Annotated in this window: 11 protein-coding genes; 10 read left to right on the top strand and 1 reads right to left on the bottom strand. The window is 36.9% G+C overall.

The features are described 5' to 3' along the window. Positions 1-667 precede the first annotated feature (667 nt). Positions 668-2,398 (bottom strand): sigma-54 interaction domain-containing protein, encoded by a 1,731-nt coding sequence (locus JFU50_RS28555; RefSeq protein WP_201225290.1) that lies wholly within the window; start codon positions 2,396-2,398, stop codon positions 668-670. A gap of 393 nt (positions 2,399-2,791) precedes the next feature. On the opposite strand from JFU50_RS28555, the gene JFU50_RS28560 reads away from it, so the two are divergent. The 10 genes from JFU50_RS28560 to JFU50_RS28605 all read left to right on the top strand — a co-directional run bounded on the left by JFU50_RS28560 (position 2,792) and on the right by JFU50_RS28605 (position 15,856). Next, on the top strand, positions 2,792-4,918 hold the full coding sequence (locus JFU50_RS28560; protein ID WP_201225292.1) for a hydantoinase/oxoprolinase family protein: 2,127 nt from the start codon (positions 2,792-2,794) through the stop codon (positions 4,916-4,918). 87 nt (positions 4,919-5,005) lie between these two features. After that, a complete protein-coding gene (locus JFU50_RS28565; RefSeq protein ID WP_056520296.1) occupies positions 5,006-6,772 on the top strand; it encodes a hydantoinase B/oxoprolinase family protein in 1,767 nt (588 codons plus the stop codon). A gap of 130 nt (positions 6,773-6,902) precedes the next feature. Next, entirely contained in the window at positions 6,903-8,237 is a 1,335-nt protein-coding gene (locus JFU50_RS28570) for an MFS transporter (RefSeq protein ID WP_201225294.1), read from the top strand. Continuing rightward, a complete protein-coding gene (locus JFU50_RS28575) occupies positions 8,221-9,654 on the top strand; it encodes an amidase (RefSeq protein WP_342366380.1) in 1,434 nt (477 codons plus the stop codon). The genes JFU50_RS28570 and JFU50_RS28575 overlap by 17 nt, the downstream gene beginning before the upstream one ends. A gap of 329 nt (positions 9,655-9,983) precedes the next feature. Next, complete coding sequence (locus JFU50_RS31655; protein WP_056520290.1) at positions 9,984-10,622, top strand: GntR family transcriptional regulator; 639 nt, start codon at positions 9,984-9,986, stop codon at positions 10,620-10,622. 15 nt (positions 10,623-10,637) lie between these two features. Continuing rightward, entirely contained in the window at positions 10,638-11,222 is a 585-nt protein-coding gene (locus JFU50_RS28585) for an amino acid synthesis family protein (RefSeq protein WP_201225296.1), read from the top strand. Positions 11,223-11,231: 9 nt separating this feature from the next. Further along, positions 11,232-12,161 (top strand): NAD(P)-dependent oxidoreductase, encoded by a 930-nt coding sequence (locus tag JFU50_RS28590; RefSeq protein WP_082527379.1) that lies wholly within the window; start codon positions 11,232-11,234, stop codon positions 12,159-12,161. A gap of 618 nt (positions 12,162-12,779) precedes the next feature. Beyond that, complete coding sequence (locus tag JFU50_RS28595) at positions 12,780-13,637, top strand: HpcH/HpaI aldolase/citrate lyase family protein (RefSeq protein WP_201225298.1); 858 nt, start codon at positions 12,780-12,782, stop codon at positions 13,635-13,637. Between the two features lie 221 nt (positions 13,638-13,858). Then, on the top strand, positions 13,859-14,317 hold the full coding sequence (locus JFU50_RS28600; protein ID WP_056520282.1) for a tripartite tricarboxylate transporter TctB family protein: 459 nt from the start codon (positions 13,859-13,861) through the stop codon (positions 14,315-14,317). Between the two features lie 18 nt (positions 14,318-14,335). Further along, positions 14,336-15,856, top strand: coding sequence for a tripartite tricarboxylate transporter permease (locus JFU50_RS28605; protein WP_201225300.1), 1,521 nt, complete (start codon positions 14,336-14,338; stop codon positions 15,854-15,856). The last annotated feature ends 28 nt before the right edge of the window (positions 15,857-15,884 follow it).

Raw genomic sequence — 15,884 nt, forward strand, 5'->3', positions numbered from 1 at the left:
CTTTTGATTTGCCGATTGAAAACATAAATTAATACGATTTTAATAGAAAATAAGATTACGGTCTAAGTTCGAAAAGTGACCGTAGTACTGACCGTAAAAAAATGTTGATATATAGAGGCAGAAGCTGGATAGTCAACGCCCTTCTAAGGCGTTGATCGGGAGTTTGAATCTCTCCTGGGACGCTAATTTAAACAGTCAAGACCTTGTTTATTATGGTTTTGGCTGTTTTATTTTTGTAATTTATTAAGTTTGAAAGTTGGAACAAAGTGATTGAGGAAGATAATAAAATAAACCTATAAATGTTATACAAGAAGAATGAAAATACCTCTATTGGAAATTCTTCATCAGGACCCAGAGTAAGCTCCTTTACAGATAGGTGAAAGACATGAGACAGAAACAAGATGTCAGTTATCCATTTTACATTTGGTCGGTCCCAAAAGCCCGAAAGTTGTTTTTGATAGAATAAGAGAGAAAAAGAAGAATAAGAAGTAAAAAAATAGAAGAAACTCGTTAAAAAGAGTAGCCTTTGCTCACATGATAGCAAAGGCTAGTAGGGGATAGGAAATTCCTTAGTTGAATTTATAAACATGTATATACAATATTTATAGTGTTGAATTTTACTATGTGGCAACCTTATTGAAAGTAATGGAGCTGTCCACCGATAACCCTATTGTTTTATATTTCTATGGTTAATATTATATTTTTTCAACTTTTTACTAATGGTTGATTGATTTACACTTAAGGCTTCAGCAATTTCTGTTGTTGTTCTATATTTCATCGAGGCGCGTTTTAAAATTTGAGCTTCAACTGACTCTAAAGTTTTAAACAAGTCTAACTTATCTTCAAAGTAAATATTAATAGGTAGTGTTTCTTGTGAATCATTTGTTAGTAAATATTTAATATCCTGTTTATTTATTTCATCGTTCTTTGAAATGATTAATAATCGTTCAACAAAGTTTCTTAGTTCACGGATATTACCTTTCCAGGGATGTTTAAGTATTTCTTGGATTGCATCCTTAGAAAGAGTTTTCTCAACCTTGTATTCCATGCAAAATTCTTGGGTGAAGTAATCAACTAAAAGAGGAATGTCTTCTTTTCTTTCACGAAGAGGCGGAATTTCAATTGGAATAACATTTAATCGATAGAATAAATCTTCCCTGAATTTCCCTTCTCTTATTAAAGTCTCCATTTTTCGATTTGTGGAAGCTATTATACGAACGTTGATCTTATTAGTTTTCACACTGCCAATTGGGCGTATTTCTGATTCTTGTAATACACGTAACAGCTTCACTTGAAGAGAAAGTGGCATTTCTGTAATTTCATCTAAGAGTATTGTTCCATTGTTAGCTGCAAGGAATAAGCCCTCTTTACCCTCTTTCACTGCTCCTGTGAATGTACCCTTTTCATAACCGAATAATTCAGACTCTAATAAACTATCAGGAATTGCGCCACAGTTTATTTTGATAAAAGGTTGAGCAGAACGGTTACTATATTCATGTATCATAGAAGCAATAATTTCTTTTCCAACACCCGACTCTCCTGTTATTAGGACTGAACTGTTATATCTTGCAATCCTTTTTGTCTGTTCTGAGATTTTTTCCATTGTTTTACTTGAATAAATCAGCTTTTTAGGACTTGAATAGTCTCTTTTTACTTTTTCAAGTTCCCTTTGATAGCGTTCAGCTATTGCACGAACTTCTAGTAATTCTTCCTGTAACTTATTGAGTTCTGTTATATCTCTTGAAGCATTCACTACTCTAATTATATTTCCATCTTTATCTTTTACAGGCGTACCGACTACAAGCAGGGTTTTACCAGTTGAAGTTTTTTGGATAGTTGATATCTTACGCTTTTCTTGAAGTACCATTTTCGTGATTGAAGGAGTAAAAATTTTCTGTTTTTCTAATTCATAAACATTTTGTTCTAAAAACTCTTTTTTGCTTATTCCCCAATATCGCTCACAAGCAGAACTTACCCTTAACGTTTTGCCATTGGCATCTGAAACAAAAATAGCATCATAAGAAGAATCAAACAAAACTTTTAAATCTGTTGCCATTTCTTGATATTCTTCAAAGTTTATAATAACTGGTTTGAAATAGATAACTAAGATACCTTCAAAAATTTGTTTTTCAAAAATCGGGATCATTCGTATTGTTACTTGCATATCAGTATTTTTTTTACTAACAATTGTTCCTTGCCACAAATCTTTTGATTCATATGCATAACTTATATATTGGAGAAACTCTTCCTTTTGGTACTCAAACAAATCATTAACTTCATAATTAAGGATCTCATAAATTAGTTTTTGATTTTGATTATAAAACTGATAGGAAATACCGGACGAATTGATTACTTCAGATAATATTATATCTGATAAAAAAGATGTTACTGACGTCATAAAATCCCCCCTATATTCCAAATTAACTAAACATTATGATTATTATAATAACTCAAATGGTAAAAATAGCAATTTTCAGGTTAATAGATTTGTAGATCCAAAAGAAAAGAATTAAAAAATTCCTTTCAAATCAATAATTCAAGGGATTTTTATACAAAAAAAAATTAAAAGTTCTAATATTGGCACATTAATTGCTTAATATTAATTAGTCGCCTGTATTGAAGGGGGATCTCATTTAGTAGGAAAGGATTTAGGGGAGTGGAAAAGGTTGGGATTCATTTTAAGCTATTAATTCGGATGAAAAACGACTTAATAGAAGTGAGGACAAAAACCACCTTTTATGTTCTGTTGAGGAATATTAACGTTTAAACAAATGAGTGAAGGAGGAATACAATGATACGTTTAGGTGTCGATGTTGGAGGAACATTTACTGATTTGATTTTAATTCGTGAGGAGACCGATCAATCTTGGATTCATAAGGTACCTTCAACACCCTCAGATCCGTCGGAAGCTATTATAAATGGTGTCACCGAAATATGTGGAATGGCAGGTATTGAACCGTCTAAGATTGATCAATTTTTCCATGGTACTACAGTAGCAACAAATATTGTATTAGAACATAACGGTGCAAATGTTGGGATGATCACGACAGAAGGGTTTAGAGACATCTTACACATTGCACGTCATAAACGCCCATACAACTTTTCTTTATATCAAGATTTACCCTGGCAAAAATATCCACTTATTAAGCGTCGTAATCGTTTGGTTGTGCCTGAAAGGGTTTCAGCAACTGGTGAAGTATTGACTCCATTAGATGAAGGAGCAACTCGTCAACAAGTACGAAAACTAAAAGAAGCAAAAGTTGATGCTATTGCCGTATGCTTTTTATATTCATTTAAAAATCCAAATCATGAAAACCGCGTAAAGGAAATTATTCAAGAAGAGTTTCCGGAAGCCTATCTATCTATTAGTAACGAAATCTTACCCCAATATCGTGAGTATGAGCGCTTTAGTACAGTTGCTCTGAATGCCTTTATCGGACCTAAAACTAGTCGATATATTAAACGTTTAGAAGATGTATTAAAAAAGATGGGTATAAAAACGAGTGTGAATTTAATGCAATCTAATGGTGGTATTGCTACTGCGCAGGTGGCAGCCGAAAAGCCAATAAGCTTACTTTTATCCGGACCTGTTGGTGGGCTAATCGGAGGAATTAAAGCAGCTAAGAATGCAAACTTTAATGATATTATTACCCTTGATATTGGAGGAACATCAGCTGACATTGGTGTTGCTCCAAGCGGGGAAATGAGAATGCGTCATTTATTAGATACTCGTATTGGTCAATATAATGCGATGGTTCCAATGGCGGACATCGATACGATTGGTGCGGGTGGAGGTTCAATAGCTTTTGTCGATGAAGGGGGGATTTTCCGCGTAGGACCTCAAAGTGCAGGTGCTGATCCTGGTCCAGCTTGTTATAACCGTGGTGGAAAACTTCCAACTTCTACAGATGCTAATGTCCTATTGGGGCGCATTCATCCGCAAAGTCGTTTAGCAGGTTCAATGCAAATTAGACCAGAGCTTTCTGAAAAGGCATTTGATGAGCATATAGCTTCCAAGTTAAATATGACACCTTTAGAAGCTGCAGCGGGTGCGCTAAAAATCATGACGCATAACATGGTAAACGCCATAGAAATGAATAGTGTACGGAAGGGCTATGATCCTCGTGACTTTACATTGGTTGCAGCTGGCGGTGCAGGTCCTTTATTCGCTTGTGATATTGCTGAGGAATTAAATATTCCGTATGTTGTTGTTCCTCCGTACCCAGGAATTACAGCTGCAATGGGACTTCTATCCACCAATATAGCTTATGAAAAAGTTCATACACTATGGGGAAGCTTAACAAATCCTGATGTGCCAGCTATTCGTGATGTGATTGAAAAGCTTGAAAATGAATCTTTATTAACCCTAAAAGAGGACGGGCTCTCAAATGAACAAATTGTCCTACGCCGAGTATGTGATTGCCGCTATGCTGGTCAAGGTTACGAGCTTCGTGTTGATGCACCAGAAGGTGAAATCAATGAAGTGTGGGTAAAAGAAGTCATTGAACGCTTTCACCAAGTACATGAACGGGAGTATGCTAGTCAATTTCCAGAACAAGAAGTCGTCGCAATTAATGTTCGTGTTATTGGTATCGGTCTTGTTCAGTCAAATAAAGAACAATTATTTGTAGATCAAGGAAAGGATAATTTCACTGTAAACAACTACCCTTCTTATCCAGTTTATTTCTGGGTAAAAGATCAGCTTCAAAAGCAGGATACAAAATTTATTAATCGTGAGGATGTACCGGTAGGAACAAAACTTGTAGGACCTGTAGTAATTCAACAGAAGGATAGCACTACTCTTTTACCTCCAAACTGTACTGCTACCTTTGACCAATATGGAAACATAGTGATTGATATGAAAGCAAAACTTTCTACAAAAGATTCTAAAGATGTATTAGCAACGGTAACCAAATAAAAGTAGATTTCAATATCTACATTCCAAAATTCTAAATTTATTTTTTTACCATAATACAACACTTTTAAAAAAAGAAAGGAGATTTACATGACTGATAAAAATGCATATGAAAATATTGATCCCGTTACACTTGGGGTTATTGCTGGATCATTTAATTCAATTGCCAAAGAAATGGCACTAGTACTCTACCGGATGGCTTATTCTAGTATTATTCGTGAATCCGAAGATCTCGGCGCTGGATTGTTTGATATAGATGGTAATGAGATATGTGAGAGTGATTCCACTCCTATGCATATTGGTTCTCTGCCAGGATATATTGATGGGGTTCGTCACTTTTTAGGGGATAATATTAACGATGGAGATATAATTCTGCATAATAACCCTTATTATGGAGCATCACATACTCCAGATCTAGCAATAATAATTCCTATTTATTATGAGGGTAAGCTTGTGGCATTTGCAGCTAATACTGGACATGTACTTGATACTGGTGGTATGTCCCCAGGTTTGATGGTGGATGTGGTCGATGTTTATGCCGAAGGAAAGCATTATAATGCCATTAAATTATATAATAAAGGTGAAAAAAACGAGGAAATCTGGCGTCATATTTTTGAAAATGTACGTACACCAAAGGAAAATAAAGGTGACGTTGAGGCAATGATCGCATCAGCTAAGCTAGGTAAAAAACGCTACCTCGAGCTGATTGAACGATATAGTTTACAAACGGTATTGGCAGCTCAAAAACGGTGGATGGATTATTCTGAAGAAATGATTAGAAAAGAAATTGCCAAGATTCCAGATGGTGTGTACAAAGCCCCTACAGGTTGGCTTGATGATGATGGCAGAAATTATGGGGACCGCTTACGAATTGAAACAAGCATAAAAGTTAATGGAAGTGATTTAACCGTCGACTTATCAGGAAGTTCAGATCAAGTCGAAACTGCTTATAATGTCCCTTTCTCAGGTTCGACATTACCTGCGACTTATACAATTGTACGGGCAATCTTGCTGGATGAAGCGATTTCAGAAGTTTTTATTCCACAAAATAGCGGGATCTTCAAACCAATTAAAGTAGAAGCTCCACTTGGGAGTATATGGAATCCGAAAGCTCCTGCTGCCTGTACAGCCCGCATTAATCAAGTGCAGAGATTGGCGGATCAAATCAATTTAGCCCTTTCTGAAGTCCTACCTGATAAGACTACTGCGGGAAACTCAGCACATGTTCACTTTAACTCATATGCTGGTATAAAAGAAGATTCAGGCGATTATTGGGTATATATCGAAGTAAATGAGGGTTCCTATGGAGGACGCCATGGAAAAGATGGATTAGATAGTGTTGATAATCTCGTGGCAAATACTAGAAACAATCCTATTGAAGAATTGGAAATGCGGCTCCCAATGAGATGTAACAGATATGAGCTCCGAGAAGAAGGTGCTTCAGCAGGAAAATGGCGTGGCGGAATCGGTATTGTTAGAACGTGGGAGTTTTTAACTGATAGCTTGTTTACAGGTGAAGGTGATAGACATACAGACCCTCCACGTGGTGTCTTTGGTGGCCAGGACGGATTAACCGGTTCCATGACATTGAATCCAAATACTGATGGTGAACAAAATCTTCATGCTAAACTAACAAACTCTAAAATCCGAAAAGGTGATTTACTAGAAATTCGGACTCCTTGTGCAGGTGGTTATGGAAATCCAAATGAACGGGATCCTCAAACCGTTTTAGAAGATGTTCTTGATGATTTTATTTCTAAAGAAATAGTAAAGGAAGTCTATAAAGTCGTTATTCGTAATGATTTTACAATTGATGAAGAAGCCACTAAGCAATTAAGGAAAGGTTTGGAGTATTGAATGGTTAAAGATGTAATGTGATGAATCGAGTTGGAGGGGGGATTATCCCCCTACTACCGTTCTAGGAACAACCGAACTAACTTCTTGGGGTGACAGCATAAATTGAAAAAGTTTTTAAAGGGGGTAGAATATGAAAAATTACCGTTACTTTATCATGGGGATGATTGTTTTTATGACCGTGATTAATTATGTTGACCGCGGGGCCCTTTCCTATGCTCAGCAGGAAATGATTAAAGAATTTGGTTTTGATGCCATTTCATGGGGAGCGGTACTTGGCTTTTTTGGTTATGGCTATCTGTTTGGTTCTTTTTTTGGCGGTTTGTTAGCTGATCTCAAAGGACCGAAGTTTGTATGGATAGTTGCTGGTACAGCATGGTCGATTTTTGAATTTGCCACTGCCTTTGCAGGCGAAATTGGTATGATGCTTTTTGGGGGTTCGGCTTTAGCAGGTTTCGCAGTATTTCGTATATTATTCGGTTTGGCAGAGGGACCGACATTCTCCACGATTAACCGAACAAATGCCAATTGGGCAGCAACGAAAGAGCGAGGTTTTTCAGCATCTTTGGGGCTATTGGGAAGCCCTTTGGGTGCATTGTTGACTGCACCAATAGCTGTTGGATTACTATCCATCACAAGTTGGAGGATGATGTTTATCATTCTGGGTGCAATAGGACTTCTTTGGGTGATAATCTGGTCAAAAGTTTTTACAAACCTACCAGAAGATAATCCAAGGGTTTCCAAAGAAGAATTGGCTCTTATCCGCTCAAAAGCAGACCTTCTTCCTAATGAAAAATTGGTGGAGGAGGGTTCGTCTAGCACAAAAAAATGGTACCACTTCTTCAAAAATCCAACCTTAGTCTTTAATGCGTTTGGCTATTTTGCTTTACAATACATAACCTTCCTTCTTTTGACATGGACTCCTAAATATCTTCAGGATGTTTATGACTTTGAACTTTCTTCACTCTGGTATTTAGGTATGATCCCTTGGGTCGGTGCCTGTTTTACAGTTATCTTAGGAGGAAAGCTTTCAGATTACTTGAGAAGAAAAACAGGAAATTTACGAATTGCTCGTTCTGGTTTGGCGGTCGTTTCGCTATTCCTAACTGCTGTTTGCTTCCTGTTAATACCAACGGCTGACAGCATCGTCGGTGTAATGTTTTGGATGAGCATTGGCAATGCTTTCAATTTTTTACCTAATTCGGTTTATTGGTCTGTCATACTTGATACTGAACCAAACCTCGCTGGTACATTTGGGGGAATCTCACACTTTATTTGTAATCTAGCTACCATTATCGCTCCTACTTTAACAGGTTTTTTGGTTATCAAATACGGTTATCCTTCGATGTTTACCGCAGCTGTTGTTGCAACACTTATCGGTATGGTCGCTATGATGTTCGTAAAGCCAGGGAACTCAGTTATTAATAACCAGCAGAAAGGGGATATTGCTAGTGGAAGCAATTTATAAAGATGAGATACTCCAATGGGACTTATTCAAATTGTCCAATGCAATCTACAATAAACAAATCTCGCCAGTTGAAGTAACGGGGCACATAATCGAACGAATTTCTCAAGTTAATCCAAAAATAAATGCCTATATTACTGTATTAGCAGATCAAGCGATAAAGGATGCAAAGCAAGCCGAGCAAGAAATCACTTTGGGGAATTGGAGAGGACCCCTTCACGGCATTCCAATAGGTGTGAAGGATATGATATATACTAAAAACATTAAAACAACGATGGGTTCGCAATTGTTTAAGAATTTTTTACCGGATTACAATGCCACAGTTGTCGAAAAATTAAAGCGGACTGGTGCCATAATCATCGGAAAACAAAATACGCATGAATTTGCCTATGGTCCTACTGGCGACCGTTCCTATTTTGGTCCTGTAAGAAATCCATATGATTTGTCAAAAATGACGGGTGGTTCTAGCAGTGGATCTGCTGCAGCTGTTGCGTCTGCATTATGTTACGGAGCTTTGGGTACTGATACAGGCGGATCGGTAAGAATCCCTTCTTCAATATGCGGGATTGTTGGGATGAAACCAACTTTTGGACGGGTTAGCAAATACGGGTTATATCCGACTAGCTGGACGCTGGATCATATAGGGCCAATGACAAGATGTGTAAAAGACAACGCGATTCTCCTAAACGTGTTGTCAGGGTATGATAGCCAAGATTATTATTCTATCAAAACAACACAGGAAGACTTCACTAGGCTATTAAATAAAGGAATAAAAGGAAGTGTAATCGGCATTCCTTCATCCTTCTTTTTTGAGAGAGTGGAATTAGAAGTAAAGAATCAGGTCTTACAAGCGATTGAAGTTTTTAAAAGCCTCGGTGCAGAAGTTCGTCCAGTGAATATACCTCAGATACAGAAAATATCTTTGGCACATCAAATGATAGTTAAATGTGAAGCATATACCATTCATGAATCACCGCTTGTCAACTCCCCGGAGTTGTATGACACGGAAGTAAAAGAACGATTATTAAGCGGCTCAATACCAAAAGCATTGGAGTATGTTAAAGCCTTACAGATGAAACAGGTGGCTATTCATGAATTTAACCAGGTGCTTGAAGAGGTAGATGTCATATTATTTCCGACAGTATCGGTTTTGCCTCCCGATATCGAACAACGAGAAGTAACGATCGAAGGCTATCCGGAACATGTCCGCTCTGCAATCAATCGTCTTAACGGTCCAACAAATTTAAACGGCTTTCCAAGTTTGCAAATTCCTTGCGGCTTTTCATCGTCAGGCATGCCAATTGGCCTTCAGTTAATCGGAAAACAGTTGGATGAAGCTAATCTATATCGTTTTGCTCATTCATTTGAGCAAGAAGTCGCCCTCCCAACAGTAAAAATGAATATATTGGATAATTCGTGAGTCATTATTTAGAAGTTTTAGTAGTTCCCATTGAAACATTGCAACTATTACCGGTAGTATAGAGCCCTTAGCTAATTAAAGATAAAATGAGGTGTCGTCCGAAATCGGATGACGCCTTTTTGATTAGTAAAAGCTAGATATTCAACATATTTATTATAGTTATCGACTGATGAGCAAATCGTTACAATTATAAAACTACTTAGAATATATTTATAACTGAAAATTCCTACTTGTGTGAATTGATTAAACATTATATATTTAAAAGGGACGATATTGTCGACAATATCGTAAGACAATATTTATTTTTAGGAGGTGTTAGGTAAGCAAACGTGAAAAAAACAATAGCCTTAAAGATAGCAGAAGAAATTACTGCAAGAATTGGAAAACGTATTTTACATCCGGGAGAACATCTCATTGAGACTGCTATAGCTGATGAATTTCAAACTAGTCGAGCTCCTGTTCGAGAAGCTTTGTTAATGTTAGAGCGTGATCGGCTAGTTCAACGTATCCCGCATCATGGTGTCGTAGTTAGACGATTTACTAGAAACGATATTCATGAGCTATATGATGTTATTTACCGCCTTGAAGAAATATCAATGGAAAAGGCGATTGCTAGGGTTAGTCAAGAAGATATAAAAAAACTAGATGAAGTAGTTGATAAACAGATTCAGGCTGTAAAGGATCATAACATTGAGGAATACTACGATTTAAACGAACAATTTCATAACTTTATTTTTACCATTGCTGGAAACACAGTATTAAGTGAAACGTATTCTTCGCTTAGGCGGTCAGCTAAGCCTTTCAGGATGTTATCGATGGCTCAAGGAAGTAATCTGAGATCTTCGTTAGACGAGCATAAAAAACAAGTTAAAGCTCTGGCAGGCAAAGATGTAAGTGAAGGGAAGCTTGCTATACGTGAGCAAGAAATTCGTTCACTCCGTTCGTTAGACATACTATTTCCGGAATAGAGAGGAGTATTCATGATGGAGATCAGAAAATTGTATACAGTGTTAGAGGAAACATTTATTGAGGGTTTTAAGAAAGTTGAGATACCTGTAAGGGTTGCTGTTGTGGCGGCAGTTATTAGAAATCCATATGCAGGTAAATATGTAGAGGATCTTCAGCCTTTAATCGATACTTATTCTGCTAATTTAGGGCAACTATTACCTACAAAGGCACTTGAGGCACTGGGGATAACAGGCGAAGAATGTGAAGCTTATGGAAAGGCCGCACTCGTTGGGAGTGATGGAGAAATTGAACATGGTTCCGCAATTATCCACACGATGATATTTGGCAACGAATTCCGAAAAATCTGTGGCGATGCGAAGACATTGTTGCCTTCAGCTGAAAAAAGGGGTACTGCAGGGGCGTCTATCGATTTAGCGATCAAACACAAAATGGATCCAAAGGTCCGCTCTCATCATATGAGTTTTGAATTTAGAATTCCTGATGCACCTAGAGCAGATGAAATCCTTGTTGCTGCAGCCGTTACTTCTAGCGGCAGAGCACACCCAAGAATTGGATCCCTGCATTCAGAATTAGCTGCACAAGGTGAAGAACAGGATTAACTGGAAGGAATGAATGCAATGGTTAATATAGGTTTTATCGGGATCGGAAAAATGGGTAGATTGATGTCAGAGAATTTATTGAATAGTGGATACAAACTTTCTATTTATGATAAAAATTCAGATTCGATGAATCAATTAAAAGAAAAAGGGGCGATTATTGCGTCTTCCGTTCACGAGATAGGTAAAAGAAATGACATCATTTTCACTATGCTGCCAGATTCACATTCAGTAGAATCAGTATTGGATGGTGAACATGGTTTATTCCATTCTATGAAGCAAGGTGGAATGATTGTGGATATGAGCAGTTCTTATGTTTTTTCTACAAAACAACTGGCAAAGAGGGCATCTGCTTTAAGATTAACGTTGGTAGACGCACCAGTTTCCGGTGGTATTAAAGGTGCTAAAGAAGGGACTCTGACAATTATGGTCGGAGCAAATCAAGAAGATTTTTTGAAGGCGCTCCCCTATTTAAAAGTCATGGGAAAAGTAATCAATCTAGTAGGAGACACAGGGTCAGGTCATGCTCTGAAAGCTATCAATAACTTTCTTTCAGCAACTTCCCTATACGCCACAAGTGAAGCAATGATATTAGCTAAAAAGCTAGGAATTGATTTAGAAATTGCTTTAGATACCATAAATAAAAGCTCTGGTCAAAGTTTTTCTACAGATTATAAATACCCATCGTTTATATTACCGCGTAGTTTTGATTCGGGTTTCTCACTTGATCTACTTCTAAAAGATGTAAAAATGGTATCTTCAATTGCAAAGGATACTAAAATTCCAGTTTTGTTAGCTGCGATAGTTGAACAAATTTATGAAGCAGCAAGTAGAACAGGAGAAGAAAATCAGGATCATACGGAGGTTATTAAATTTTTGGAGAGAATTTCAAATTTCAGTTTACAAGAGGTTGATGAGTTGCAGCATAATAATCATACCTAAGCACAGAATGTAAGGGAATATCCGTTTAAATTAGTTTATTACTATTGGATTTTGGCAAATTATATATATACTGGAACCCTCCGTTCTTCATTATTCAGCAGATAGAATTAGTGTTTCTCGTTTCTCAATTTCACAGTTATATCGGAGGGAATTTTCTGTATTATGTCTACGTTAAGTTTACTACCTTTTGAATCGAACCCACCATTCCTCATATCAATTTCTCTCCTAATTTTTTAATAATCCATGAACAATTTTATATATGACTTTAATTTACAACAAAAAATTTGTCAGGTTTATCTTTTTAAAATGTTTTCAAGAACGTTTATTCACTTATACCAACTTTTCAAAAACCTGCTAATGTGGGCATTTGAAACTGGTTATCAAAAGAGTGTTTTCACTTTCTTTAAGAATATATAAAGTTTTTGAAAATAATTTAAATATTTTGAAATTTTTGTTTATTTATGGATAAAATTCTTGTATATTATAAATTAGAAAGAGAAAATTGGATCTAATCTACATAAAAATATTGATAGTTAGCCTGATCCTTAAAAAAAGTGGATGGCAGGTCATTTCTTATTATAATTTATTGGATCCAATATCCTAAAAGGAGGCTTATAGTTGAATATAAAACGGTCCTATTTGTTCGTTCCTGCCAATTCAAGAATGATTGAGAAAGCTCTTGGCAGTGAAGCTGATTGTGTCATTCTTGATTTAGAAGATGCAGTGGCTATTAATGAAAAGAAGACAGCAAGGGAAATGGCAGTAGTTGCTCTGCAAAACAGCCGTTCTCAAAAGGATGTTTATATAAGGATCAATGAGATTACCACCCCGCTATGGAGGGAAGATTTAGAGGCCGCTGTAGATGCTGGTTCAAAAGGAATAATTGTACCAAAGGCGGAAAGTGCTGGTAACATGAAGATAATTTGCAATGCAGCACTTGAACACTTCGATAAGAAAAATAAAAAAAGCAAACATTTCGAGGTTCTGCCTCTAATTGAAACGGCAAGAGGGGTACAATTTGCTTATGATATTGCAACTTCACATTACCTTATTTCACGCCTAGTCTTTGGTTCTCTTGATTATTCCCTCGATATAGATTGTCAGTTAACAGATCAGGGAGATGAACTACTGTATGCTAGGTCACAGATCGTAAATGCTTCAAAGGCGGCAGGTGTTGGGAGTCCGGTGGACTCAGCTTATCCAGACCTTGGGAATGAGCAAGGATTGAATAGTGAAACATTGAGATCAAGGAAGCTAGGATTTAGGTCAAAATTAGCTATTCATCCAAAACAATTGGAGCCCATTCATGATGTTCTTACACCAAGCCAGAAAGAGGTTGAAGAGGCAATGTATATTGTGAAGGCTTTTGAACTGGCTGAACAAAAAGGGAGTGCATCCATTTCAATTGGAAGAAAATTTGTGGACTATCCTGTTTATAAAAAAGCAAAGACAATTTTGAAATATGCAAGCTTATAAAAATATCAATGTTCTTTTATATAAAGGAGTTGATAGAAAAGTTTAAAAAATGCTTATTTTGAATGAATTTTGAAAGCGCATTCATTTCATTAGAAGAATTATAAGTGAATATCAAATAAACAAAATAGTAATAATTTAGTTTGCGTTATTATTGGATACAGAATCCAATTAGACAAATTAAAAGGACAATATATTAAATGTTTGATAAAGGGAGGGAAAGTATGTTAGCAAGAAATATGCTGGCCGACCGTATCGGAGGAATTATATGTATTATTGTTGGTGGAATCGCGCTATCGGAAGCTGTGCGTTTGTACCCAATGCGGACGGGTCCGTTAATAGGAGACCATACGATGCCGGGGGTTATAGGCGGGTTAATGATCTTGTTCGGTTTATTAATTTTCATTGTTAAGGGTGAAATTTTTAAGACTGAATACCCCAACAGTAAAACAATGAGAAGAATGCTTCTCACACTATGTTTGTTATTCATCTATTGGTTTTTACTTGGTATTTTAGGTTATACCATTACTACCTTGTTAGTATCCACAGGTTTATTTAAAGTTATTGGCAACTACAGCATAATCAAATCTCTTATTTTTGGAATTTTGTTAACATTGGTTCTTTATTTACTATTTATTTTTTGGCTCGGTATGCCGTTCCCAACTGGAATTTTTAATATTTAATAAAGTAGAGGTGATGATATGGATGCAGTGGGTATGCTTATATCCGGTTTTACAGAAGCTTTAACGCCAATTAACCTAATGATGGCTGTAATAGGTGTTTTGGTAGGAACATTAGTTGGCATGTTACCAGGACTCGGACCTACATCCGCAATTGCAATTTTGTTGCCGTTAACAACTGTACTTGGCCCTGTTGAAGGGATCATTATGTTGGCTGGCATTTACTATGGTGCCATGTATGGTGGTTCTACAACAGCAATTTTGCTTAATATTCCAGGAGAGGTTTCATCTGTTCCCACCTGTCTAGATGGTTACCCGCTTGCTAAACAGGGAAGGGGAGGGCCGGCGCTTGGCATCGCAGCGATATCATCTTTTGTTGCAGGAGTTTTAGGGGTAATTGGTCTCGTATTTTTTGCTCCGATCCTTGCTAATCAAGCGCTGAAATTTGGTCCTCCGGAATACTTCGCCCTGATGATATTAGCTCTAACTGTCATTATTAATTTGGCAGGTAATTCAATAATTAAGGGGTTAATTATGGGCCTCTTCGGTTATATGCTATCGATGGTGGGAATGGGTCCTACAGGAGGACAACCTCGATTTGATTTTGGTATTGATGCTCTTTCTGCAGGATTTGACATGATCAGCATTATTATAGGGTTGTTTGCTATTACAGAAGTTATAAAGGGAATGGAAGAAAAACAAACAGCAATTTCTGTAGGTAAGATTGGAAGTGTATATCCAAGCAAATCAGATTTACGGAAGAGTTCCAAAGCGATGATCCGTGGTGGGTTCATAGGATTTATAATGGGAATTTTACCTGGTTGCTCAACTGCAGTTACAACGTTTTTATCCTATGACATTGAAAAGAAGATGTCCAAAAATCCTGAAAAGTTTGGTAAAGGGGCAATTGAAGGAGTTGCAGCACCAGAAGCAGCAAACAACGCAACAAGTTCCGCTGGTTTTATTCCATTGTTTGCACTCGGGATTCCGAGTTCGCCGCCTTTGGCAATTCTTCTCGCTGGCCTAATGATTTATGGTCTTCAGCCTGGACCAGTCCTGTTTGAGCAAAGCGGTAGTTTTGTTTGGACCGTTATTGCCAGTATGTTTATTGGAAACATCATGTTATTAGCGTTAAACTTGCCATTGGTTGGTTTGTGGGCGAAGTTGACTCAAATTCCATACGGGGTGATTGCACCTATTATTCTGATTCTTAGCTTTATTGGTGCCTACACGGTTCGAAACAATCTATTCGATGTATTCGTTGCATTGATATTTGGTGTGCTAGGATATTTTTTACACAAATATCGTTGGCCTGTAGTTCCGCTCATTTTATGCTTTATCCTCGGGCCAATGTTAGAACAATCCTTTGTTCAATCATTATCTATGTCAAAAGGAGAGTTCTCCATTTTTATAGTCCGTCCAATTTCATTGACTATTCTCTTGGCTTCTCTGGTGTTGTTTGTTATTTCTATCATTTTAATAAAACGCACGAAAACACGAGTTAAAGAAGTGGTGGGTACAGATCTTGATATTTCTGAATAAACAATTAATTTTTTCTACTATAAACTAT

Origin of the sequence: Peribacillus sp. TH14, from assembly GCF_016651145.1 — a bacterium.
Lineage (GTDB): Bacteria > Bacillota > Bacilli > Bacillales > DSM-1321 > Peribacillus > Peribacillus butanolivorans.

Coding starts and splice junctions, on each gene's coding strand:
- JFU50_RS28605 (WP_201225300.1), top strand. CDS start 14,336: ATGGATGCAGTGGGTATGCTTATATCCGGTTTTACAGAAGCTTTAACG.
- JFU50_RS28570 (WP_201225294.1), top strand. CDS start 6,903: ATGAAAAATTACCGTTACTTTATCATGGGGATGATTGTTTTTATGACC.
- JFU50_RS28560 (WP_201225292.1), top strand. CDS start 2,792: ATGATACGTTTAGGTGTCGATGTTGGAGGAACATTTACTGATTTGATT.
- JFU50_RS28555 (WP_201225290.1), bottom strand. CDS start 2,398: ATGACGTCAGTAACATCTTTTTTATCAGATATAATATTATCTGAAGTA.
- JFU50_RS28600 (WP_056520282.1), top strand. CDS start 13,859: ATGTTAGCAAGAAATATGCTGGCCGACCGTATCGGAGGAATTATATGT.
- JFU50_RS28565 (WP_056520296.1), top strand. CDS start 5,006: ATGACTGATAAAAATGCATATGAAAATATTGATCCCGTTACACTTGGG.
- JFU50_RS28590 (WP_082527379.1), top strand. CDS start 11,232: ATGAATGCAATGGTTAATATAGGTTTTATCGGGATCGGAAAAATGGGT.
- JFU50_RS28585 (WP_201225296.1), top strand. CDS start 10,638: ATGGAGATCAGAAAATTGTATACAGTGTTAGAGGAAACATTTATTGAG.